Annotated in this window: 20 protein-coding genes and 4 pseudogenes; 17 read left to right on the plus strand and 7 right to left on the minus strand. The window is 62.4% G+C overall.

Features of this window, described 5'->3' with window-relative positions:
- The 7 genes and pseudogenes from A3AC_RS29280 to A3AC_RS0116765 form a co-directional block, all read left to right on the plus strand.
- Nucleotides 1–528: pseudogene (locus tag A3AC_RS29280) on the plus strand (nitrite reductase (NAD(P)H)); the annotation flags it as partial.
- Nucleotides 529–561: 33 nt separating this feature from the next.
- Nucleotides 562–909, plus strand: a complete 348-nt coding sequence (gene nirD / locus A3AC_RS0116735; RefSeq protein WP_025600229.1) for a nitrite reductase small subunit NirD — start codon at nt 562–564, stop codon at nt 907–909.
- The gene (locus tag A3AC_RS0116740) at nt 906–2,177 is read left to right on the plus strand and encodes an NAD(P)/FAD-dependent oxidoreductase (protein WP_051361641.1); all 1,272 of its coding nucleotides are present in this window, start codon (nt 906–908) and stop codon (nt 2,175–2,177) included. The genes nirD and A3AC_RS0116740 overlap by 4 nt, the downstream gene beginning before the upstream one ends.
- Nucleotides 2,178–2,190: 13 nt before the next feature.
- Nucleotides 2,191–5,046 carry a nitrate reductase gene (locus A3AC_RS0116745; protein ID WP_025600232.1) on the plus strand — a complete coding sequence of 952 codons (2,856 nt, stop codon included), beginning with the start codon at nt 2,191–2,193 and terminating at the stop codon, nt 5,044–5,046.
- A gap of 813 nt (nt 5,047–5,859) precedes the next feature.
- Nucleotides 5,860–6,057 carry a hypothetical protein gene (locus A3AC_RS0116755; protein ID WP_025600235.1) on the plus strand — a complete coding sequence of 66 codons (198 nt, stop codon included), beginning with the start codon at nt 5,860–5,862 and terminating at the stop codon, nt 6,055–6,057.
- 59 nt (nt 6,058–6,116) lie between these two features.
- Nucleotides 6,117–6,290 carry a hypothetical protein gene (locus tag A3AC_RS30705; RefSeq protein ID WP_198018001.1) on the plus strand — a complete coding sequence of 58 codons (174 nt, stop codon included), beginning with the start codon at nt 6,117–6,119 and terminating at the stop codon, nt 6,288–6,290.
- A 111-nt stretch (nt 6,291–6,401) separates the two neighbouring features.
- Complete coding sequence (locus tag A3AC_RS0116765) at nt 6,402–7,316, plus strand: LysR family transcriptional regulator (protein ID WP_025600236.1); 915 nt, start codon at nt 6,402–6,404, stop codon at nt 7,314–7,316.
- A gap of 164 nt (nt 7,317–7,480) precedes the next feature.
- Here A3AC_RS0116765 and madM read toward each other — a convergent pair whose 3' ends face one another.
- Both madM and madL read right to left on the minus strand, forming a co-directional pair.
- Nucleotides 7,481–8,248, minus strand: a complete 768-nt coding sequence (madM, locus tag A3AC_RS0116770; protein WP_025600238.1) for a malonate transporter subunit MadM — start codon at nt 8,246–8,248, stop codon at nt 7,481–7,483.
- A gap of 14 nt (nt 8,249–8,262) precedes the next feature.
- On the minus strand, nt 8,263–8,658 hold the full coding sequence (gene madL, locus A3AC_RS0116775) for a malonate transporter subunit MadL (RefSeq protein WP_025600239.1): 396 nt from the start codon (nt 8,656–8,658) through the stop codon (nt 8,263–8,265).
- Nucleotides 8,659–8,986: 328 nt separating this feature from the next.
- On the opposite strand from madL, the pseudogene A3AC_RS31230 reads away from it, so the two are divergent.
- Together A3AC_RS31230 and A3AC_RS31050 are read left to right on the plus strand one after the other, a co-directional pair.
- Nucleotides 8,987–9,088 (plus strand): annotated as a pseudogene (locus tag A3AC_RS31230) (oxidoreductase); the annotation flags it as partial.
- Nucleotides 9,087–9,286 (plus strand): annotated as a pseudogene (locus tag A3AC_RS31050) (LysR family transcriptional regulator); the annotation flags it as partial. The pseudogenes A3AC_RS31230 and A3AC_RS31050, both read left to right, overlap by 2 nt.
- A 16-nt stretch (nt 9,287–9,302) precedes the next feature.
- On the opposite strand, the gene A3AC_RS0116785 reads toward A3AC_RS31050, so the two are convergent.
- Entirely contained in the window at nt 9,303–10,238 is a 936-nt protein-coding gene (locus tag A3AC_RS0116785) for a LysR family transcriptional regulator (RefSeq protein ID WP_025600240.1), read from the minus strand.
- 126 nt (nt 10,239–10,364) lie between these two features.
- On the opposite strand from A3AC_RS0116785, the gene A3AC_RS0116790 reads away from it, so the two are divergent.
- Complete coding sequence (locus A3AC_RS0116790) at nt 10,365–11,762, plus strand: MFS transporter (RefSeq protein ID WP_025600241.1); 1,398 nt, start codon at nt 10,365–10,367, stop codon at nt 11,760–11,762.
- Between the two features lie 62 nt (nt 11,763–11,824).
- On the plus strand, nt 11,825–12,112 hold the full coding sequence (locus A3AC_RS0116795; protein WP_025600243.1) for a DUF1330 domain-containing protein: 288 nt from the start codon (nt 11,825–11,827) through the stop codon (nt 12,110–12,112).
- A 224-nt stretch (nt 12,113–12,336) separates the two neighbouring features.
- Here A3AC_RS0116795 and A3AC_RS0116800 read toward each other — a convergent pair whose 3' ends face one another.
- Complete coding sequence (locus A3AC_RS0116800; protein WP_025600244.1) at nt 12,337–13,254, minus strand: LysR family transcriptional regulator; 918 nt, start codon at nt 13,252–13,254, stop codon at nt 12,337–12,339.
- 202 nt (nt 13,255–13,456) lie between these two features.
- Here A3AC_RS0116800 and A3AC_RS0116805 point away from each other — a divergent pair, with 202 nt between their 5' ends.
- The 5 genes from A3AC_RS0116805 (at nt 13,457) to A3AC_RS0116825 (ending at nt 18,372) form a co-directional block, all read left to right on the plus strand.
- A complete protein-coding gene (locus tag A3AC_RS0116805; RefSeq protein ID WP_025600246.1) occupies nt 13,457–13,783 on the plus strand; it encodes a DUF4148 domain-containing protein in 327 nt (108 codons plus the stop codon).
- A 51-nt stretch (nt 13,784–13,834) separates the two neighbouring features.
- A complete protein-coding gene (locus A3AC_RS0116810; RefSeq protein WP_025600248.1) occupies nt 13,835–15,148 on the plus strand; it encodes a serine hydrolase domain-containing protein in 1,314 nt (437 codons plus the stop codon).
- 68 nt (nt 15,149–15,216) lie between these two features.
- Nucleotides 15,217–16,083, plus strand: coding sequence for an NmrA family NAD(P)-binding protein (locus tag A3AC_RS0116815; protein WP_025600249.1), 867 nt, complete (start codon nt 15,217–15,219; stop codon nt 16,081–16,083).
- Nucleotides 16,084–16,173: 90 nt separating this feature from the next.
- A complete protein-coding gene (locus A3AC_RS0116820) occupies nt 16,174–17,196 on the plus strand; it encodes an aldo/keto reductase (protein ID WP_025600250.1) in 1,023 nt (340 codons plus the stop codon).
- A 426-nt stretch (nt 17,197–17,622) separates the two neighbouring features.
- On the plus strand, nt 17,623–18,372 hold the full coding sequence (locus tag A3AC_RS0116825; protein WP_269664816.1) for a YkgJ family cysteine cluster protein: 750 nt from the start codon (nt 17,623–17,625) through the stop codon (nt 18,370–18,372).
- A 205-nt stretch (nt 18,373–18,577) separates the two neighbouring features.
- Here A3AC_RS0116825 and A3AC_RS0116830 read toward each other — a convergent pair whose 3' ends face one another.
- The 3 genes and pseudogenes from A3AC_RS0116830 to A3AC_RS31310 all read right to left on the minus strand — a co-directional run.
- Nucleotides 18,578–19,126: a carboxymuconolactone decarboxylase family protein gene (locus A3AC_RS0116830; protein WP_025600253.1), complete on the minus strand. Its 549-nt coding sequence runs from the start codon at nt 19,124–19,126 to the stop codon at nt 18,578–18,580.
- A 119-nt stretch (nt 19,127–19,245) separates the two neighbouring features.
- Nucleotides 19,246–20,082 (minus strand): helix-turn-helix domain-containing protein, encoded by an 837-nt coding sequence (locus A3AC_RS0116835; RefSeq protein ID WP_025600254.1) that lies wholly within the window; start codon nt 20,080–20,082, stop codon nt 19,246–19,248.
- Nucleotides 20,083–20,253: 171 nt separating this feature from the next.
- Nucleotides 20,254–20,439, minus strand: a pseudogene (locus tag A3AC_RS31310) (Arm DNA-binding domain-containing protein); the annotation flags it as partial.
- A 109-nt stretch (nt 20,440–20,548) separates the two neighbouring features.
- Between A3AC_RS31310 and A3AC_RS0116840 the strand changes: the two are divergent.
- Complete coding sequence (locus A3AC_RS0116840; protein ID WP_025600255.1) at nt 20,549–21,145, plus strand: hypothetical protein; 597 nt, start codon at nt 20,549–20,551, stop codon at nt 21,143–21,145.
- Nucleotides 21,146–21,520 lie beyond the last annotated feature (375 nt).

Genomic DNA, 21,520 nt, shown 5'->3' on the forward strand with positions numbered 1-21,520 from the left:
GGCGTATCGGGCTGCACGCGCGAATGCGCGGAAGCGCAGGGCAAGGACGTCGGCGTGATCGCCACGGAGAAGGGCTGGAACCTCTACGTATGCGGCAACGGCGGCATGAAGCCGCGCCACGCGGAGCTGATCGCGTCGGACCTCGACCGCGACACGCTGGTGCGCTACATCGACCGGTTCCTGATGTTCTATGTGCGCACCGCCGACCGTCTGCAACGCACGAGCGTGTGGCGCGAAAGTCTCGAAGGCGGGCTGCAGTATCTGATCGACGTGATCGTGCATGACAGGCTGGAAGTCGCTGCGGAACTCGAAGCGGACATGCAGCGTGTGATCGATACCTACGAATGCGAGTGGAAGAAGGCCGTGACCGACCCCGAGACGCGCAAGCGCTTCCGTCACTTCGTCAACAGCGACGAGGCCGACAGCACGGTGAGCTTCGTGAAGGAGCGCGGCCAGATCCGTCCGGCGACGCCGGAGGAACGTCAGTCGAAGCTGGCTGCCATTCCTGTCGTTGTCGAAACCGCGTGACCATTCACCCCAACCTGACCTGAGGAATCCAGCATGAGCAACGATCAGACTTCGGCATCCTGGCTGCCCGTGTGCGCGCTCGACGACATCATTCCGAATACGGGCGTTTGCGCGCTAGTCAACGGCGAACAGGTCGCGGTATTTCACGTCGCGGATGGGGACGGCGGCGTGTTCGCCATCGAAAACTTCGATCCGGGCTCGCGCGCGGCGGTGCTTTCACGCGGCCTGATCGGCAGCCTGGGAGGGCGCATCGTGGTCGCTTCGCCGATCTACAAGCATCATTTCGATCTGCGCACCGGCGAGTGTCTCGAAGCACCCGAGAACTCGGTCAGCGCGTATCCAGTGCGCGTCGAGAGCGGCAAAGTGTGGGTCGCCGCATGAAACACGACACTGACGCGCAGTCATCGGCCGGCGCATCGTTCGCCGCGCCCGTGCGCCCGCGCCTCGTCGTGATCGGCAACGGCATGGCCGGCATGCGCACCGTCGAGGAACTGCTCAAGCTCGCGCCGGACCTCTACGACATCACCGTGTTCGGGGCCGAGCCGTACGGCAACTACAACCGCATTCTGCTTTCGCCGGTGCTCGCGGGCGAGAAGACAGTCGACGACATCATCCTCAATACGCGCGACTGGTATGACGAGAACGGCATTCGCCTGTATGCAGGCGATCCGGTGGTCGCAATCGACCGGCGGCGCCGTCTCGTGCGTTCGCAAAGCGGCTTGGAGGTGGGCTATGACCGGCTTCTCATCGCCACGGGATCCAAGCCCTTCCTGATCCCGGTGCCGGGACACGATCTGCCTGGCGTGATCGCGTTTCGCGACATTCAGGATGTCGAAACGATGCTCGAGGCGGCGCGCAATCATCGCCATGCGGTGGTGATCGGCGGTGGCCTGCTTGGTCTTGAGGCCGCGAACGGGCTCATGCGCCAGGGCATGTCGGTAACGGTCGTGCATGTGATGGACAGCCTGATGGAGCGCCAGCTCGACCGCAGCGCATCGGCGTTGCTGCAACAGGCGCTCGAACGCAAGGGTCTGCGTTTTCTGCTGAAGGCGAACACCGCGGCAGTCGTCGGGCCCGAACGTGTGACCGCCGTGCGTTTCGACGACGGCACCGAGATCCCCGCGGACCTCGTCGTAATGACGGCGGGCGTGCGCCCGAACATCGACCTCGCGAAACAGGCGGGGTTGCATTGCGAACGCGCGATCGTTGTCGACGACACTTTGCAGACCTACGATCCGCGCGTCTACGCAGTGGGCGAATGCGTGCAGCACCGCACAGCGACTTTTGGTCTCGTCGCGCCGATCTGGGACCAGGCGCGCGTGTGCGGCGCGCATCTCGCGGGCGCGGGGCATCGCCGCTATGTGCAGCGCGCGACGGCAACGAGGCTCAAGGTCACCGGCGTCGAACTGTATTCGGCCGGCGATTTCATCGGCGGCCCGCACAGCGAGGACCTCGTGTTGCGCGATCCGCGGCGCGGCGTCTACAAGCGTCTGGTGATCGAGGATAACCGCGTGATCGGCGCGGTGCTGTACGGCGACGTGAATGAAGGCGCGTGGTACTTCGAACTGATCCAGAACCGGACCGACATTTCATCGCTGCGCAGCCACCTGCTGTTCGGCAAAGCCCTGTGCGAGGCGCAGGCTGCCTGACCTGGAATACACCGTGAGTTTCCCCATCGCAATCTCGAGCACGTCTGGCAGCGGCGACGCTGTCAGGACCACCTGTCCCTACTGCGGCGTCGGTTGCGGCGTACGCGCGAGCGCACGCCCGGACGGAGGGCATGACATTGCCGGCGACGAGTCGCACCCCGCGAACTTCGGCCGCCTTTGCGTGAAAGGCTCGGCGCTTGGCGAAACCATCGGACTCGACGGGCGGCTCCTTCATCCGAAGATGCGCGAGGCCGCGAGCGGCGCGTTGCGCAACGTGTCGTGGGACGAAGCACTCGATGCAGTGGCCGGTGGCTTTCGCCGGATAGTCGACGAACATGGACCGGACGCGGTTGCGCTCTACGTGTCGGGCCAGTTGCTGACCGAGGACTACTACGTCGCGAACAAGCTCATGAAGGGCTATGTCGGCAGCGCGAACATCGATACGAATTCGCGTCTATGCATGTCGTCTTCGGTTGCGGGACACAAGCGTGCGTTCGGCGAAGACGTGGTGCCGGTGTGCTACGAAGATCTCGAACTGGCCGACCTCGTGGTGCTGGTCGGCTCGAACACCGCGTGGTGTCATCCGATCCTGTTCCAGCGGATCGTCAAGATCAAGGAAGCGCGGCCGGACCTGAAGGTGGTCGTGATCGACCCGCGCTACACCGCGACCTGCGAGATGGCCGATTTGCATCTGCCGCTTAGCGCGGGCACCGACGTGCGGCTCTTCAACGGCCTGCTCAGCTTTCTGGCCGAGCACGGCGCGACAGATGCGCAATTCGTCGATGCACATACGAGCGGTCTTGCGCAGGCGCTGGCGGCCGCTTCAGTGGACGCGGCAAGCGGCTTCGACCTCGCGCAATGCGCAAAGGCGTGCAAGGTCGATCCGCACGATCTGCTCGAGTTCTACCGCCTGTTCGCCCGCACCGAGCGTGTTGTCACGGTGTATTCGCAGGGCGTCAACCAGTCGAGCTCCGGTAGCGACAAGGTCAACAGCATCATCAACTGCCATTTGCTGACGGGGCGCATCGGCAAGCCGGGAATGGGGCCGTTCTCCTTCACCGGACAGCCTAATGCGATGGGCGGCCGCGAAGTCGGCGGCCTTGCGAACACGCTCGCCGCGCATCTGGAACTCGACAACGCGCAGCATCGCGAACTCGTTCAGCAGTTCTGGGGCGCGCCGGTTATCGCGTCGCGCGCGGGGCTCAAGGCCGTTGAGCTCTTCGAAGCCATCGAGCAAGGCCGCGTCAAGGCGGTCTGGATCATGGGCACCAATCCGGTGGTGAGCCTGCCTGACAGCGATCAGGCGAAGCGCGCACTCGCGCGCTGCGAACTGGTGGTCAGCTCCGACATTGTCGAGAGCACGGACACCAATGCGCTCGCGCATATCCTGTTGCCGGCGCTCGGCTGGGGCGAGAAGGACGGTACCGTCACGAATTCCGAGCGCCGTATTTCGCGCCAGCGCGCATTTCTGCCCGCGCCCGGCGAGGCGCGCGCGGACTGGCAGATCATCTGTGACGTGGCGCGGCGCATGGGTTATGCGGGCTTCGAGTTCGCAAGCCAGCAGGAAATCTTCGACGAGCATGCGCGGCTCAGCGCATGGCGCAACGGCGGCAGCGAGGCCGCAGGGCAATCGGTCGACGAAAACGGCGACAGAAACGGCGACGAAAACCGCAACGAACACGGCAACGGCAACGAAAACGGCAACGCCGTGCGTCGCGCGTTCAACCTTGCAGGACTGGTGGGCCTCGGCCGCGACGGCTACGCGTCATTGCAGCCGGTGCAGTGGCCCGTGCGCGCGAGCGGCGACGCAACCGCGCCTGGCACCCCGCGTCTTTACGACGACCGCCGCTTCAGCCACGCGGACGGCCGCGCGCGCTTCATCGCCACGCCGCCGCGCGCGCCGGCCAATGCGCCGGACGACGACTATCCGCTCACGTTGAACACCGGCCGCGTGCGCGACCAGTGGCACACCATGACCCGCACCGGCAAGTCGGAGAAGCTCGCCGGCCATGTGACAGAGGCATTCGTCGACATGCATCCGCAGGACGCGCTGTTGTGCGGCGTGCGCGAAGGCGACCTCGCGCGCGTGTCGAGCCGATGGGGCGCGATGGTCGCGCGCGTTCAGTACGGCGGCGGCATGCCGCGCGGCAGTGTGTTCGTGCCGATCCACTGGAACGACCAGGTTGCCTCCGACGCGCGCGTGGGAGCCGTGGTGAATCCGTCGGTGGATCCTGTTTCCGGTGAGCCCGAGTTCAAGCACACGCCGGTGCGGGTCGACAAGTTTCATGTGGCGTGGCATGGCTTTTCGCTGAGCCGGCGCGCGCCGCGGCTCGACGGCGTGACGTACTGGACGCGCGTGCAGGGCACGCAGTTCGTGCGCTATGAGCTCGCCGGACGCAACCCGTTCGGGGAGCAGGGCGATCGCGGCGCGTGGGCGCGCGCGTTCTTCGGCGTCGACGATGCGCATGCCGACTGGCTCGAATACGAGGACCGCTCGGCGGGCATTTATCGCGCGGTGCATGTCGTCGACGACCGTATCGAGAACTGCGTGTTTCTCTCGGCGCGTCCTGAACTGCCGGCGCGCGAATGGCTCGCGAGCCTGTTTGCGAAGGCGAAGCTCGACGAGGCCGACCGCATCGGCGTGCTCTCCGGGCAGCCGCTCGGCAAGGGCGCCGATACGGGGCCGACGGTCTGCTCGTGCTTCGGCGTGGGGCGCAACACGATATGCACGGCGATTCGCGAACATGGTCTGAAGAGCGCCGCTGAAATCACCGCATGTGTGAAGGCCGGCGGCAATTGCGGCTCGTGCGTGCCCGAGTTGAAGAAGCTGCTGGTCGACACGGAACTGGCGCGGCTGAATGCTGCTTGAGTGTGACATGAGTGGCGTTTCAGGCGCCGCCTTCCTATGACCATCCCGACTGCAGGCCGCGCATGCGATGCTGATCGAGGAGCTCTGCTGCGATGATGAAAAAACTGCAAACGCTGCTGCGCGTGATCGAACCCAGCCGCGGATTCAACGAAGAGCACGAAACCGGTGTCGCCATGTCACCGACTCTGACTGACGGCGGCATACAACAGCGTCACGCGGCCAATCCACGCCCGGCGCGCTTGCGTGGGCCATGGCGTCCCGCACGTGCGCGGCGGCGGCGCGGTGTGGTGCCGAGATAGCGCGAAGCGCTCGAGATGCAAGGCGCTGCGTGCGGCTATTCGTGCGAGCGGTAAATGTGAGTATTTGCGTTATTCGCTCCATTTCAATGCTCGGATTTCAATGAATAATCATCAAGACGCGCATAAATAATCGCAGTGAGTTACCGGATTTTAATGCGAGAGATTTAAAGCCTGATTTAGTTCACGAATAAACCGCTATTCCACATGTGAACAGAGCGTGCCGTTGCACCGCCATGCTTTCATCATGATTTGCGAACCGGTTGCACGCGTCCAGCGTGCCTCATGCCGATTATTCCATACGATATGCTTAAATCGTTTCTATCGGCTGCGGTCGATCAATGCATTTATTCATTCGCCGCCGGCGGGCACTTTGCGATTACAATCAGGCTCCGAGGTGGCGCTGCCCCTAATTAAATATGACGCGGAAAAATTGGCCAGTCTTTACCTCTTTCAGGAAATGACCGGTAATCTGTTCTTCCGTCTGCATTAATAGAACATTTTGAGAGACAAAACTATGCTAAGCCCGAAGGAGTTCGCCACCCTCATGCTGGTCAAGGCGGCTCCCGATCAGATCGATATGTGTCGTGAGGAGCTCGACACACTGCTCGAACGTCAGCTCGTCGCACTCGAAGAACTCGCTTCCGGACACCAGCGCCTGCATGTCACCGGCGCAGGGCAATCAATGCTCAACGCGGTGGCGCGCAAACGCTAGGCAGCGAAGTTCATGCGAAGTGTCATTGTGACATCGAAACATTGGCGAGAAGGATGGTCATGGACGAACAACTGGTTAGCATCGTGATGGGGTTGGCGGTCCTCGTGATCGGCATTATCTTCGCGGTCGGCCACTATCGGCGCGAACATCGCCGCACGCAACTGCTGCGGCAACTCGATCACATGCCCGTCTGGCATTGGCAGCGGCATCACCATCATCACCATCGCAATTGAGGCGAGCCTGACGCGCAGGAGTGCCGCGTCCCGCGCGTGAGGGATTAACGCTATTTGCGGCAGGCGTGCACGAGCTGATAATGCACGGTTCCGACCGTTCCCTGGCTCGACATGCGCGACCGAATCGACGACGAAATCACCTTTCGCAAACTGGAAGTGCTGCTCGCATTCATGCAGACCGGCAGCCTCGCCAAGGCGGCCGAGGTGCTGAACGTGAGCACGGTCAGCGTGCACCGCGCGCTGCATTCGCTCGAGCAGGGCGTGCGCTGCGCGCTGTTTCGCCACGAAGGCCGCAATCTCAGATCGACCGACGCCGCGCAAATGCTCGCCGACGTCGCCGAAGAAGTCCTCACGCTGATGTCCGATGGCATTCGCGCAACGCGTGAAGCGGCGGGCTATTCGTCGGATCGGCTGAAAATCGGCTCGCTCTATTCGCTCACTATCAGGACCGTGCCCGGCATCGTCGTCGACATCAAGGTGCGGCGGCCCACGCTTCAGGTCGAACTCGTGCTTGGTCCGAACGCGGAGTTAGTCGAGAAGCTCAAGCAGGGTGCAATCGACGCGGCGCTCATGGCCTTGCCGGACCCTGAGCCGGAGATTGCCTCCATTCCACTTTTCGAAGACGACATTTTCTTCGCAGCGCCCGCGAATTCGCCATACGCGAACCTGGAAGCAGTCGACCTGCGCGACTGCCGCGACGAAACCTTCGTCTCGCTCGGCGAGGGCTTCGCGACCTATCACGGCTTCCAGGAGGCGTTTCGCGTCGCGGACTTCACGCCCAACGTGACCATGCAAGTCGGCGACATCTACTCGCTGATGAACCTCGTGAGCGGAGGCGTCGGCTATACGCTGCTGCCGGGCCGCGTGCGGGGCGTGTTCGGCGAGAAGGTGCAGTTCATCCCGCTCAAAGCGCAATATCTGATGCGCCAGACCATCGGCGTGAGTTTCCTGCGGGCGCGCGAGCGCGACCCGAATCTGCTCGCGCTGATGGCCGTGTGCCGTCTTCGGACGAGAAACGGAGGGTGAGCGTTCGCTGAGCAGTTTGTGCCGCGGACAATTCACGCCGCAAGCAGTCCGCGCAAGGGCAAGCTACGCCCCCAACCAGCTTGTACCGCGAGCGATTTAAGCCGCGAGCAGTTCGCGCGAGGAGCAATCCAGGGCGCGAGCCGTCCGCAGCCAATCAGCTTCGCTCAACCGCCCACCAGCGCCCGCGTCGTGAAGAACAACAGCGAAGGTCCGAGCAGGCAACCCACACCCGTGTGAAACGTGGCGATCAGCGCACCGTACGGAACGAGCCGCCGGTCGGTGGCCGCGAGTCCCGCGCTCACGCCGCTCACGGTGCCCGCGAGGCCGCCGAAAATCATCGCCGAGCGCGGCGTTTTCAGACCCATGAATCCGGCCGCGAGCGGCGTGCCGATCATCACGATGATCGCCTTGATGAGACCCGTCGCAATGCTGAGCGCGATCACGTCCGAGCTCGCGCCGATCGCCGCGCCCGTCACCGGTCCGACAATGTATGTGACCGCGCCCGCGCCGATGGTCGTCATGCTGACCGCATCGGTATAGCCGAACGCATGCGCGACGCTCGCACCGACAATGAACGGCAGCACCGTGCCGAGCAGCAGCGACACCACGCCGATGAGCCCCGCCTTGCGCGCCTCGGTGGCCTGCACTTCGAAAGCGGTCGCGACAATCGCGAAGTCACGCAGCATCGCGCCGCCCATCAGGCCGACGCCGGCGAACAGCGGCAGATCGGCCAGACCTTTCTCACCGGCGGTGAAGGCGCCGCCCAGATAGGCGAGCACGAGGCCGATCAGGATAGCGATCGCCGAGCCGTGCACGCGGCCGAAAGTGAGCTTGCGCGAGATCAGCGAGGACACCCACATGATGAGCCCGACTAGGGCGAACGCCGTGACGAGGCCGTTGTGTATCAGTACTTTGTCTAGCATCTGGATCATGGCGGGCTCCTCGTTCAGACTTCTTCGGGTTGCGGACTGTTGACCAACGAGGTGCCGTCGCTGCCGGTGCGCGAGAGCACCGCGATGCAGCCGGCACACAGGGCTACCGCGCCCAGAGCCGAAAGCAGCGCGACCGGTCCGCCCTTGAGCGCGGCGACGACGTTCTGATTGGCCGCCATCGCCACCACGACAGGGATATACATGGCACCCCAGAAGCCGACACCTGCTTCGGTTTCTTTCGGCAGCAGTCCTTTGCCATGCAGATAGAGCCGCAGGAAGATGAGCAGTAGCATCGCGATGCCGACCCCGCCGACGTTGGTCTTGACGCCGATCGCGGCTCCGAGCAGATCGCCCAGAAAGAGTCCTGCAAGGTGGCAGAAAGCGAGCAGCGCTGTGCCGTAGATGATCATCTTGTGTCTCCTGTCGACCGCGGTCGACGCTTGCTATAGTGTTTTGCCCGGCTTTCGTGCAAGGTGCCTGGTGACGGGTTTTATCGGCCTCTTGCGAGGCGGCTTTGCGTGGGCGGGCCGCGTTTTGACTGCCGGCCACCGGATTTTCACGACATGGCGGAGTCTAGGGCAGACAGGGAATCGGCTTCAATCACCTTCGGCAAGCGTTTGTTATCGTCAAGCTAACGATTCGCAGCGCGCGAGGTGCAAAGCCATGTGTGGTGGGGCGTGCGCGCGGCTTAGGGGTTTTCCCTCGCGGGTGCGCATAACCGGCGCCTGTCCAGCGCATGCACAGGCCGACGGCAAACCGTTTGAAACGTTCGAAAAGGAATTCGTCGAGAAGGTCCGTCCCGCCTCGCTGATCAAGCGATTCGCTTCGCCGCAGGAAATTGGTGAGCCATGACATCGCAGCCGGCAGGCTTGCGCATTGTGGGGCGATCTGGACGGCCCTGAAATCGCACTGTGGGCGCTTTATCCCTCGCCGCACTTGCCAAGTGCTCGCGTTTCCGCATTTCTCGATCACATCAAGGAAGCATTCCCGTTGGGAAAGCCGGAGGAACTGGCGGGATTCATAGGATTCGAGTCGTGACAAGGAGAGGCAAACGTCATTGCGTCCCGGCGACGACCTCGTTATTGCCGTCGTGACCAAAGCGTTCAACCACAAAGTCGATGAAGCTGCGCAGCTTCATCGATGTCTGCCGCTCGCGCAGATAGAGCAGACTGAGCTGCCGTTCCGGCGCGGCATAGCCGGGCAATACGTTACGCAAACGCTTCGCGCGCAGATCGTCGTTGACCAGAATTGCCGGCAGCATCGCAATACCGAGGCCACGTAGCGCAGCACGGCGCAGCGCTTCGGCGTTGTCGATTCTCAGGCGGCCATTGACCAGTACGCTCACTCGACCGTCCGCCCCGTGCAGGACCCATTCGGGCTGCGCGGTGTGCCATTCAGAGCGGGGCGGATACGCATAGGTCAGGCACTGATGAGTTGCCAGTGCATCAGGCGTTGCGGGGTTGCCGTGCGCTTTGAGATATGCGGGCGAAGCGCACAGCACGAGCCGATACGGCGTAAGCGGCCGAGCAACCAGGTCTGGATTGCCCAGCGCGCCGATGCGGATCGCTGCTTCGAAGCCATCGTCGACGAGATCGGACAGCGCGTCGGTCGCGACAATGTCGAGCTTTACCTCGGGATAGCGCTCGCAGTAATCCCCGATTGCCGGAATCAGGCACTCGTTGCTGAACACGACGGGCGCTGTGACGCGCAGGCGGCCGCGCGGCGTCGCAAGATGGTCGAGCGCGAGCCGCTCTGAATCGTCGATCAGCCCAAGAATGTCGACGCACCGTTCGTAGTACATCTGCCCGAATGCGCTGATCTGCTGTTTGCGGGTGGTGCGATGAATGAGGCGCGCACCGAGCCGCGTTTCCAGTGCCTGCAGATAATTACCGACCATTGTCGGCGACAGGTCGCATGCCACGGCGGCCGCAGTGAGGCTGCCGGTTTCGACCACGCGCACGAACACGGTCATCGCTTTGAGAAGATCCATTGCCCAATCATAGTGGGTTCTGTTGCCATTCGCAGTGCGTTTATCAAGCCAGGTTTCAGTAATACAGTCCGCAGCATGCGATGCACGTGCCGCCCGGCGCGCATCGCCAACCCATGCCCGGACATCATGCGCACACACCTTCATTCGCCCAACCCGTCGTCGCGGCTCGCGTTGCTCGCGACCAGCCTCGGCTTTTTCATCATCTGTCTTGATGTCACAGTCGTGAACGTCGCACTCGCGCGATTACGCGATGACCTTGCAATCGATTCGACAGCGCTCGAGTGGGTCGTCAATGCCTATACGTTGGCGTTCGCGAGCTTGCTCCTCACGGCGGGAGCGCTCGCGGATCGCTTCGGCGCGCGACGCGTGTTCGTCGGCGGTTTCGCGGTGTTCACATGTGGGTCGATTGGATGCGGGCTGTCGGATGGCGCGGTAATGCTGGTCGCATCGCGCGTTCTGCAAGGCGTGGGCGCAGCGCTGTGCGTGCCGTCGTCGCTGGCATTGCTCGGCGAGGCGTTTCCGGACGCGCATGCCCGTGCGAAGGCCGTGAGCATCTGGGCGGGCACGGCGGCGCTCGCACTAGGCGCTGGGCCGTTGGTGGGCGGCGTGCTGGTGGACCGGTTCGGCTGGCCTTCCATTTTCATGATCAACGTGCCGATCGGCGTGGCCGGCATCTGGCTGACGCTCGCGCATGCACCCGACACGGTACGTCACGCAGCGCGTCGCATCGACCTGGCCGGGCAGGCACTCGCTGTTACCACGCTCGCCGCGCTGACGTATGCAGTCGTCGAAAGCGGCCGACTGGGATGGACGAGCGCGGCTGTGCTGTCGGGACTCGCGATATCGGTCGTCATGGGTGCGTTGTTCGTCATCGTCGAGGCGCGGCATGTGCAACCTCTGTTGCCGCTCGCGCTGTTTCGCAACGCTGCGGTCAACGTGAGCGCGCTGACCGGCTTTTCGTTGAACTTCGGGTACTACGGACTGATGTTCGCGATGAGTCTGTTTTTTCAGAGCGTGCGTCACGACACGCCGCTCGAAACCGGCCTTGCGTTTCTGCCGATGACGGCCGTAGTGACTGTGGCGAACCTCGTATCAGGCAGGCTCACGGCGCGGTTCGGCTATCGCATGCCGATGGTCTATGGGCAAGCAATCGCGGCGCTTGGCTACCTCTTGCTGGCGTTCGTGCATGAGAACAGCAGCGCGCTTGCGGTCGCGTTGCCGTTACTGGCGGTCGGCACCGGCGTTGCTCTCGCGGTTCCCTCGATCAATACGGCGGTGCTGGCGCATATCGGACCGTCTCGCATCGGCATTGCTTCTGGGGTGCTGAATAGCGCGCGCCAGATCGGTGGAGTGGTGGGCGTAGGCGTGTTCGGTTCGCTCGTACGACCCGAGTCGCATCATGTCGCGCAAGGGCTGCATGTCGCGGTAACGCTGGCGCTTGTGATCACGCTCCTGAGCCTGGTGATAGGACGAACGCAGCTAGAAGGAACGAGGGCGCGGCATATGAACGAGCGCCGCGTATGAACCCCGCTCGGGTTTCATGGCATGATCGTGCCACCTTTCACACCACTGCAGGAGCGTACGCCATGGCGACTTACATTGTCTTCACGAAAGAAAGCACGCAGGATCAGGGTGAACTCGACATCTACCAAAGCAAGGTGGGCGAAACCTTCAAAGGTCATCCCGTCAAGATTCTCGCTGCATACGGACCGCAAGAGGTCCTCGAGGGCGAAGCACCGGAGGGCGTGGTGATCGCGGAGTTTCCGTCGACGGCGGCGGCGCGTGCGTGGTACGACAGCCCGGCGTATCAGGAAGTCGCGCAGCACCGCTTCAAGGGTGCGCGTTATCGCGCCGTTCTCGTCGAAGGCGTGTGAAGAAGGGCTTCGCGCCTTCCGCGCGTGGGGCCCGGTGCGCATCGAGGCGATGTGTAACAGAGGTCGATACACATCGCGCCAGAACACCTATCCCGCCCAGCACGCATAAACGTGCGGACGGGATCCCGCTTCAAACCGCGTAACCGAACATAACGACTTGATCTGGTCACTCACAAAAGCAGATCAGAGCAGTGTCCGGAACGCGGCCCGGTCCTACTCGTGGCTTAGCTGCCTGTACTCGTCAAAGCGACGATAAAGTCAAGAAATGCCCTTGTTTTAGCCGGTGTGTGATGCCGCGACGGATGGTATGAATAGAGCGGAAAGCGCTCGTCCTGCCAATCCGGGAACAGGTTGACGAGCCGTCCCTCCCGAATCAGATCCTCGGCTGCAAGCAGCAGCATCTGCGCGATGCCGGAACCCGCGAGGCACGCGTTGAGGAGTGCGCTCGGATCATTCACCGTAAGTCGTCCGTTCGTTTCGACCACAAGCTTCTTGCGCTTGCGATGAAACTCCCACGGATACGGTTTTCCGGTTTCCGGATTCCGGAATTCGAGGCAGCTGTGCACGCCGCGACTTAGCTCTTGAGGTTCCGCCGGCCGCCCCCGGCGCGCGAGGTAGGAGGGCGCCGCGACGGTGACGACCGCGGTGTCCAGAAGCTTTCGCGCGATCAGACTCGATGAACGCGGTTCGCCGAATCGCAAGGCCAGGTCGAAGCCATCCATGACGAGATCGCCGAGATGGTCTCTTGCGATGAACTCGAGTTCGAGTTCAGGATGCGCGTCCATGAATTCGTCGAGCCTCTTGCCCAGAATGATTCGCGAGAAAACCGGGTCGAGATTGATGCGCAATTTTCCGCGCACCGTCGCGGCGCCTCCTGCCGCGGCGGCGGCCGCTTCCTCCATTCCTCTCAAGTGCGGCATGACCTGCTCGTAGAATCGTCGACCTTCTTCAGTCAGGGAAACGGCGCGGGTCGTCCGATTGAAAAGCCGTATCTTCAGCCGCGTTTCGAGCCGGGCGATTGCCCGACTAACTCCGGGCGGCGACATACCCATCGCTTCGGATGCGGCCGCGAACGTCCCCGCATCCACGACAGCAGCAAACACGCTGATGCCGCTAGAAATATTCTCGCTCGACGCTCTCATAGCCACTGGTTTCACTCGTTGAATGTCTGGGAATTCGTGAGCCGCGGGCCGGCCTCGCAAAGCTTCAATAGCACGCGACGACACATTAGTAACTATATGTCACCTTAGAAGTGCCATTCATGTCATTTAGTTTCTGATTCGGTTTACCCACAATGCGTCCCAACAGCACGTTTTAACCGCAGACAGCCAAAGGAGCATTGCCATGAATACCCGTCGTCTCCTGGTCACCATCGCGGCCGCCATCGCGTTCCCTGTCGCCGCACACGCTCAGGAATCCGGTTCCACCGTTACCCGTGCGCAGGTGCGCGCTGAGCTCGTGCAACTGGAAAGCGTCGGTTATCGGCCCGGCCGCGCCAATGATCCGCATTACCCCGCCGACATTCAGGCAGCCGAGGCGAAGGCGGCTCCGCGGACGGACGCCGGATCGCGAATCAGCAGCGGCATGGGCGGTGTGGACAGCGGTTCGTCGGAGTCGGGCGGTCGCTTCACCGCGCAAGTGCGTCGCAATTTTCTTTACGCGCACCGTTGATCGGCGCGTCGCATCGATCGTCATTTATGCCCTTTTTAGAGGAAGCCTGAGATGACTGTCCTACTTGCTCGCCGCGACCTGCTGAAGAAAGCATCCGGCCTCATGGCGGTTGCCGCAGTGGGCGGATCGACCAGCCTGGAAACCGGGGCCACGGGAGCCCACCAGCAGCGGGATCGCGTTGTGGTCCACAACCCCGCGTATGCCACGATCGACCGTTCGCTGCAGCAGGCCGTGGACAACGGCACTGTCGTCGGCGTGGTGGCAATGGGCGCCACGCAGCGCGGGCTCATCTACGAGGGCGCATTCGGCCACGCCAATCCGCAGACCGGTTCGGCGATGACGCCCGACACCGTCGTCTGGCTGCTGTCGATGACCAAGGCGTTCACGGCAACCGCCTGCATGCAACTCATCGAACAGGGCAAGCTCCGGCTCGATCAGCCGGCGGGCGACATCCTCCCCGAACTGAAGTCGCCGCAAGTGCTGGAAGGCTTCGATGCGTCCGGACAACCGAAACTGCGTCCCGCGCGAAACACGATCACGGTGCGTCATCTGCTGACTCACACATCGGGCTTCACTTACAGCATCTGGAGCCAGAACATCAGCCAGTACGAGAAGGTGACAGGCATGCTGGATATCGGCTACTCGATGAACGGCGCGTTCACGGCCCCGCTCGAGTTCGAACCCGGCGAGCGCTGGCAATACGGCATCAGCATGGACTGGGTGGGCAAGCTCGTCGAGGCCGTGACCGACCAGTCGCTTGAAGTGTATTTCCGCGAGCGCATTTTCGCGCCGCTCGGCATGAGCAATTCGGGCTTCCTGATCAGCAGCGCGCAAAAGCGGCGCATGGCGACGATGCACAACCGGCAAGCCGATGGATCGCTCAAGCCCGCGCCGTTCGGGATCAACCAGCGTCCCGAGTTCTTCATGGGTGGCGGCGGCGCCTTCGGCACGCCGCGCGATTACATGGCGTTCCTGCAGATGCTCGTGAACGGCGGAACGTACCGGGGTGAGCGGGTCTTGCATGCCGATACCGTGGCGGCGATGTTCCAGAACCACATTGCCGACCTTCAGGTAACCGAAATGAAATCGGCGCAGCCGGCGTGGTCGAACAGCTTCGACCAGTTCCCCGGCATGGCACACAAGTGGGGACTGTCGTTCGACATCAACATGCAGCCGGGGCCGCATGGCCGCAGCGCGGGGAGCATCAGTTGGGCGGGACTGCCCAATAGCTACTTCTGGGTCGATCCGGTCAGGAAGGTGACGGGCACGCTGTTTACGCAGATCCTGCCGTTCTATGACCCGCGCGTGGTGGATCTTTACGGACGGTTCGAGCAGGGACTGTACGACGGGTTCCAGCGTGCCTGAGTGCCGGATCTCCGCTTATGGCGCGCCAACGAAACGAAACACAGTTGTTCGAGCAAGGAGAATCACAAATGTATGCGATCACAGGAATAACAGGAAAGGTCGGCGGCGCGATGGCCCGCACGCTGCTCGCAGCCGGGCAGCCGGTACGCGCTGTCGTGCGCGACGCAGATCGGGCTCGCTCGTGGGCGGAACGCGGCTGTGAAGTGGTGACGGCCAACATGGACGACGCGACCTCGCTGACCGCCGCCTTCGAGGGCGCGCGGGGCGTCTTCATTCTGCCGCCGTCCGAGTTCGATCCGGCGCCCGGCTTCCCGGAAGCGCGTGCGGTCATCGACGCGGTGCGCGCGGCGCTTCAGTCGGCGCGACCTGGCAGGGTCGTCTGTCTGTCGACGATCGGCGCGCAGGCCACCGAAACCAATCTGCTCACGCAACGCACGCTGTTGGAGCAGGCGCTTCGCGACTTGCCGATGCCCATGACTTTCCTGCGTCCCGGGTGGTTCATGGAAAACGCCGAATGGGATGTCGCACCGGCGCGCGATAAAGGAGTGATTCCCAGCTTCCTGCAACCGCTCGACAAGCCTGTGCCGATGGTCGCAACCGCAGACGTCGGCCGTGTCGCCGCACAACTGCTTCACGAAACATGGAGCGGTGTGCGTGTCGTCGAGCTCGAGGGGCCGCGTCGCGTGACCCCGAACGACATCGCGGCCACGTTTGCCGGAATCCTTGGCCATACGGTACGCGCCGAGATCGTCGCGCGCGAGACCTGGGAGGCGCTGTTCCGCTCGCAGGGCATGAAGGAACCGCTGCCGCGCATGCGCATGGTCGATGGATTCAATGAAGGCTGGATCGACTTCGAAGGTAAGGAAGCCGACATCGTCAAGGGTGAGGTGCAGCTGGAAACCGTTCTGCGCGCTCTCGTCTCAGCACAGGCCTAACACGCGCGCATCTCGCGGCGCGTACACGATGCCGCGTGTCGACGTGCTCCGCGCGTCGTTCATCAAGTGGTTCATATCAAGGAGTTCGCTATGGAATACAGCACACTCGGCCGATCGGGGCTGCGTATTTCCCGTCTTTCTCTGGGCGCCATGACCTTTGGCGCTGGCGCCGGCATCTGGGGCGACATTGCAGGCGTGGACCGTGTCGAGGCCACGGAGCTTGTCGCGATGGCCGTCGAACGCGGTATCAATCTGATCGACACGGCTGACGTGTATTCGCAGGGGCAGTCTGAAACGGTCGTCGGGCAGGTGTTGGCTGACCTGGGACTGGACGAATCACGCATGCTGGTGGCGACCAAGGTCCGGCTGCGCACGGGGACCGGCCACAATGACGTGGGTCTTGGCCGCTCTCACATCATGCGGTCGGTGGAAACGAGTCTGAGGCGCATCGGGCGGGATCACATCGACCTCTTCCAGTTGCATGACCGCGATGCGCTCGTTCCGCTGGAAGAAACGCTTCGCGCGCTGGACGATCTCGTGACGCAGGGAAAAGTGCGGCACATCGGCGTTTGCAATTTCAGCGCGGCCGAGCTGGAGCGCGCCCAGGGAATTACCGATCGGACACACTGGGCTCGCGTCGTCAGTAATCAGGTTCACTATGCGCTGACGAGCCGCGACGTCGAACATGAGATCGCGCCCGTTGCGAAGGCAAATGATGTTGCACTTCTGGTCTGGAGTCCGCTTGCGGGCGGGTACCTGAGCGGGAAGTACACGCAGGGAAGCGGTGGGGAAGCGGGGCGTCGAACCAGCCTGAATTTCCCGCCGATCGACCCCGCAAAGGCGGATCCCGTCGTGAACGTGTTGCGGGAGATCGCGACGGAATTGAGCGCGGCGCCGGCTCAGGTCGCATTGGCCTGGATCCTCGGGCGCAGAGAAGTCGGTTCCATCATGGTCGGCGCGCGCACGGCCGAACAACTGGCAGCGAATCTCGACGCACAGCAAACCGTGTTGAGCGAGACGCAGACCGAGCGGCTGAATCAGGTTTCGCAGCCGCACGTGCCGTATCCGTACTGGATGCAGCAGTTCCATGATAGGGATCGAACCACGGCGTGACGGCTGATTCGTGCGCATCACATACATAAACCATTTCACTGACGCATGATCCGGGAAGGGACCGATGGAGTGACTGATTGGCGAGAGCTTCTTCGCCGCGCGGCGCGGGCCGCCTTCTTCAGCGAGCGCCGACCAGGCAGTGGCAACCAACGTCGCCGCCTGCAAAGATGACCGGCGGGAATGACCACATAAATGGAGCGGCGGGCGCGGCGCGAGCCCCGGAATTGCGCGATGAACCAAAAAAAGCCGTGTTGCCTGTAAGGTCGGCCGCTCTCGCGCGACTAATCCCGACTGCTTCAGCCTGGCGCTAGCCAAACGGGAGGGCGGACGCCCTCGTGTGCGCCTGGCAGGCATGAAGCGGGACAACCGTACCGCGTCGCGCGACGCAAGGGCTTATGAGACATGGATATCGATTTTGAGTGCACGATGTGCGGCAAGTGTTGCCACGATCTGCGTTTGCCGTTGACGGCAACCGAGGCCGTTGCCTGGCTGGAGGGCGGCAACGATGTGCAGATTCTCTGCGAGGCGTTACCGTGGCCAGAAGAGCCACCTGAGGACAATCGTGAGGCCGCGCAAAAGCGTCGTCGTTCGTTTGCCGCGATGAGTGGGTCGTTGCCGGCGAGAGTCGTGGTCATTCTGGCGGGCACGCATGCGGGCCCCTGCCCGAATCTCCGCCCCGACATGCGCTGCGGTATCTATGAAAAAAGGCCGCTGGTGTGCCGTATCTATCCGGCGGAAATCAATCCATTCATCGCGCTTATGCCGCAGCACAAGGCCTGTCCGCCAGAAGCCTGGACGCCTGGACTACCGCCGCTGCTGCGCGCTGGCAAGCTGGTCGATCCGGACGTACTGGCACTGATCCAGCAATCGCGCGATGCCGATGCGAACGACGTCCCCATCAAGCAGCAGGTGTGTGCGTTGCTGGGTATCAATCAGGCTGCGGTGTCGAACGAAGGCTTTGTCGCGCATTCGCCCGATCGCGTTGATCTGATGGCGGCGCTACGTCAGGCAAGCAGCGAACCCGCCGTGCCCGCGCTGTCGCCGACGTGGCGTTTCGTATCAAAGCGCCGGACGACTGTCGAGGTGCTTGCGTCAGTGGGAGCGCTTGGTTCTCTCGTCGATGCGAACAGTATTCCGGCGTTCGAATACCTGGGGCTTTCGACGGTCTCTGACTGAAGGCCGCCACCGCGCAATTTGTACGAGTCGAACGGCCCGTACCACACCATCGCGTGGCCGAGCCGGCTGCGGGTCAGGCGTGCCTCGCCTTCCGGGAAACTCTCGGCCAGGTCTGCCAGGCGTCCTGAGCGAAAAAGCCACCTGTCCTGACGAAAGAAGCGTGAAAACCGGACAGGACATGATCCGAGGGCGGCTAGCGCCGACCTCAGTTCTCCCACTCATGCGACCGGAACATTTCTTCCAGTGGCGGCTTGGTAACGCTCGCTGTGTAGTTCGTGATAGTCGATGCAGCGACTACAAGGATAACGTCCAGCACTAGTGATGCATCGAAGCCCGAGGCAGTGAATGCGGCGACGTCTTCGTCAGCAATGCGGCCTCTTGTTTCGATAAGCGTACGCGCGAGGCGTGACAATGCCGCGAGCTTGACGTCCGTCGGCAGACGGCCTTCGCGAACCGCGTGCACGTCCGCCTCGCTCAAACCTTCCTTGAGGGCTAGAAACGAGTGGAACGCGACCGGCCATGTCGCACCGTTTGTAACCGCATTAGTTAGCAGCAGAGTCTGGACTTCGGCTTCTGTAAAGGTGCCGCCGTGCACCTGCTGGAACACGCCGACGAGGCCTTTGATAAGCCTGGGGGAGCCCGCAATAGCACCGGCGATGTTCGGCACCATGCCAAATGCCTGCGCCAATCCGTTTAGTGCGGGCTTCGATTGATCAGGAGCAGAGTCAAGGGTGTAGACGGGAAAGTTAGCCATGATGTTCCGTTGGAGTTGGACGCGTCGATGAAAAACATTGGACGACAAGCGCAGAATAACGACGGCTCCAGCCCTGAACAATTACATTGGATGTAATAACGTACCGCGTCCTCGGCCCACTATGGCCTGCCCGTTTTCAACAACGTCAGATGCCTGGATTCGGTTGCATCGTCAGCAGGAAACATGCATTCAATACGCAGTTCCTGCGAGGCAACGGTCACCGGGGCGCCGACGGTGGTGACCATGGAAAAGTAGCTGAGCACCGTCCCGTCCTTGACAAAATTGAGCGGCACCATCGGCAGGCTCGACGCCGAGGCAAGGCTTTCTTGCGACTGCCATTCGGGTCGGACGTCGGGATAGGCGAGCAGCGCATCGAGCAGCTTCTGCGTCTGCCGATCGACGACATACCCCACCGCCTCTCTTCGCACGCGCTGGATGAGGCTACGCGCCACTGCCTCCCAATCGGCAAGATGCGGACGCATGCCATGAGGATCGAACATCAAATGCAGCAGGTTGCGAGGCCCGGTACGCGCGTCCATATCGAGAAAACAGTTGAAGAAACGCGGAGCGGCGCGGTTTGTCATCAACACGTTCCAGTATCGGTCCATGACGACCGCGGGAAACGGCTCATGTTGCTGCAGCAGACGTCGCGCAGCACGTGTAATCACCGACATCTCTTCAGCGTTCCAGCTTGCCTCGGAATACATCGGCGCGTAGCCCGCGGACAGCAGTAATGCGTTGCGCTCGCGCAGCGGAACGCCCAGTGACTGGGCGATGTTCAGTAGGGTTTGGCGCCCGGGGACGCTTTTTCCGCTTTCAATGAAGCTGACCTGACGTTGCGAGACACCCGCGTCGAGCGACAGGTCCATCTGGCTGACCCCTCGCACTTCCCGCCAATAGCGGAGCAGTTCCCCCAGTTGATTAGATACCGTAAGGTTGGGGTCGGTTTTACTCATGATGTGTACGTTGTTGCAGGGATGAATGCCAGAGGGTGCGTACCCATGGTATGTGCTCAATTCTGGACGGAGGCCCGGACGTTGGACGGTTAAATGGCCACGGTGGACCGAATTCGACATAGCCTTGCCAACGTAAAGGTGCGCAGATAGTGTACGAAGGCGTACGAGGTTGCGTGCGGTGGCGGCCGCTTTACCTGCATCAACGAGCGAGACGTCAGGGCAGGGGCCGAGGCTAAAGAAGTTCTCTTTGCCAGTACTCTCGCTCGGTAGGCGGTAGCGTAGCAGCCACGTCCTGGTACCGTTTGACCGGACTCTCAGTGCGAGGCCATCTACATCGGCGGGAAGGTACGGTTGCGCCCGCGGCTTGGCGGCGCGAAAGACGAGTTCCGACTTCCATTTGAGACTCGGCGTTCATACCTGAGCGCGGCTGACCGACCGGAGAAAGACGCATCGCTCAGACTGAGTAATGGATATCCGCAAAATCACCACAACCGATTCCTTCAAACCGCTGCGCTTGTCGAAGCGGCCAAGCGATCTGCGCATGCCGCTCGAAAGTCTTCCCTGCCCGATCGGTGAGCGGGACTCTGGCGAGGCGCCTGGCGACAATCATCTACGGGGATTAGTCGGCGACCAGGCGGTCTTCCAGCACATAGAGCTGTTGCCACATACCGGGAAAGGCCACCGCCAGGAGGTGGACGCGAGATACGGACGCATGAACGGTGAGCTATATGCTGGTTTGAAAGAAGTCTTCGGCAGGATTAGCGCGATGGAGGTTGGCGCCTTGGGATCGGACGCGTCAATGACCAGTGCCGCCGAACTGGCCAGCTTTCACACTTTGCAGAGGTGGGTGCCAGGCGTTGATGACGGGCGCCACCTGTTCGCCTTCCGTTCCCGAGACGGAGAGTGGGCCGGCTTCCGCTGGCGTGAAGAAAGCTTCCGGTTTCGCAGGGGCGCGCTCGTGGGGTTTTCTTTGACCTCAGTGCCCGCCAAGATGCCGGGAGGATTTGAAGTGTGGGTCGGTTGCGTGCCGCGTCCGGAACGGGGGACCCGATGCAAGCGATAAATGCGTCGAGGCAAGCTCCTGTTATCTGGATGACCGCTGGACGGCGGAAGTAGGGTTTGCGCTGCTATCCGTAATGGTCGGCGTGGCAAACTTCCTCGGTACCGCGTTGACCACCCGTCAGGTCATGGACGTTTGACACTTTCCGACGCCGGCCCGCTGAATATCGGCAGTTCGGGCCGATGCATCGGTCATCGACCGCCCGGCAAAGATTCGATTTCCACTGTCCGACTATGAACTGGTCGATTGTCCGATCCCGGTCGACGTGAACCGAAACGCATCGGGCGGCAAGCGGCCATGAAGCGTCATTCACCTACTCCCTCGGGCGGACAGTCAGACGTCGCATCCGCAATGCAAACGGTCATCGACCTTCGCCGG

It is taken from the genome of Burkholderia sp. WSM2230 (genome assembly GCF_000472445.1).
In the GTDB taxonomy this organism is placed as follows: Bacteria; Pseudomonadota; Gammaproteobacteria; order Burkholderiales; family Burkholderiaceae; genus Paraburkholderia.

Bases quoted from the DNA above. Each gene is read 5' to 3' on its own strand.
- A3AC_RS30705 (WP_198018001.1), top strand. From the start codon at position 6,117: ATGGACGAACAACTGGTTAGCATCGTGATGGGGTTGGCGGTCCTCGTG.
- nirD (WP_025600229.1), top strand. From the start codon at position 562: ATGAGCAACGATCAGACTTCGGCATCCTGGCTGCCCGTGTGCGCGCTC.
- A3AC_RS0116820 (WP_025600250.1), top strand. From the start codon at position 16,174: ATGGAATACAGCACACTCGGCCGATCGGGGCTGCGTATTTCCCGTCTT.
- A3AC_RS0116800 (WP_025600244.1), bottom strand. From the start codon at position 13,254: ATGAGAGCGTCGAGCGAGAATATTTCTAGCGGCATCAGCGTGTTTGCT.
- A3AC_RS0116790 (WP_025600241.1), top strand. From the start codon at position 10,365: ATGCGCACACACCTTCATTCGCCCAACCCGTCGTCGCGGCTCGCGTTG.
- A3AC_RS0116805 (WP_025600246.1), top strand. From the start codon at position 13,457: ATGAATACCCGTCGTCTCCTGGTCACCATCGCGGCCGCCATCGCGTTC.
- A3AC_RS0116795 (WP_025600243.1), top strand. From the start codon at position 11,825: ATGGCGACTTACATTGTCTTCACGAAAGAAAGCACGCAGGATCAGGGT.
- madL (WP_025600239.1), bottom strand. From the start codon at position 8,658: ATGATCATCTACGGCACAGCGCTGCTCGCTTTCTGCCACCTTGCAGGA.
- A3AC_RS0116815 (WP_025600249.1), top strand. From the start codon at position 15,217: ATGTATGCGATCACAGGAATAACAGGAAAGGTCGGCGGCGCGATGGCC.
- A3AC_RS0116755 (WP_025600235.1), top strand. From the start codon at position 5,860: ATGCTAAGCCCGAAGGAGTTCGCCACCCTCATGCTGGTCAAGGCGGCT.
- A3AC_RS0116835 (WP_025600254.1), bottom strand. From the start codon at position 20,082: ATGAGTAAAACCGACCCCAACCTTACGGTATCTAATCAACTGGGGGAA.
- A3AC_RS0116785 (WP_025600240.1), bottom strand. From the start codon at position 10,238: ATGGATCTTCTCAAAGCGATGACCGTGTTCGTGCGCGTGGTCGAAACC.
- A3AC_RS0116830 (WP_025600253.1), bottom strand. From the start codon at position 19,126: ATGGCTAACTTTCCCGTCTACACCCTTGACTCTGCTCCTGATCAATCG.
- A3AC_RS0116765 (WP_025600236.1), top strand. From the start codon at position 6,402: ATGCGCGACCGAATCGACGACGAAATCACCTTTCGCAAACTGGAAGTG.
- madM (WP_025600238.1), bottom strand. From the start codon at position 8,248: ATGATCCAGATGCTAGACAAAGTACTGATACACAACGGCCTCGTCACG.
- A3AC_RS0116810 (WP_025600248.1), top strand. From the start codon at position 13,835: ATGACTGTCCTACTTGCTCGCCGCGACCTGCTGAAGAAAGCATCCGGC.
- A3AC_RS0116825 (WP_269664816.1), top strand. From the start codon at position 17,623: ATGTGCGGCAAGTGTTGCCACGATCTGCGTTTGCCGTTGACGGCAACC.
- A3AC_RS0116740 (WP_051361641.1), top strand. From the start codon at position 906: ATGAAACACGACACTGACGCGCAGTCATCGGCCGGCGCATCGTTCGCC.
- A3AC_RS0116840 (WP_025600255.1), top strand. From the start codon at position 20,549: ATGGATATCCGCAAAATCACCACAACCGATTCCTTCAAACCGCTGCGC.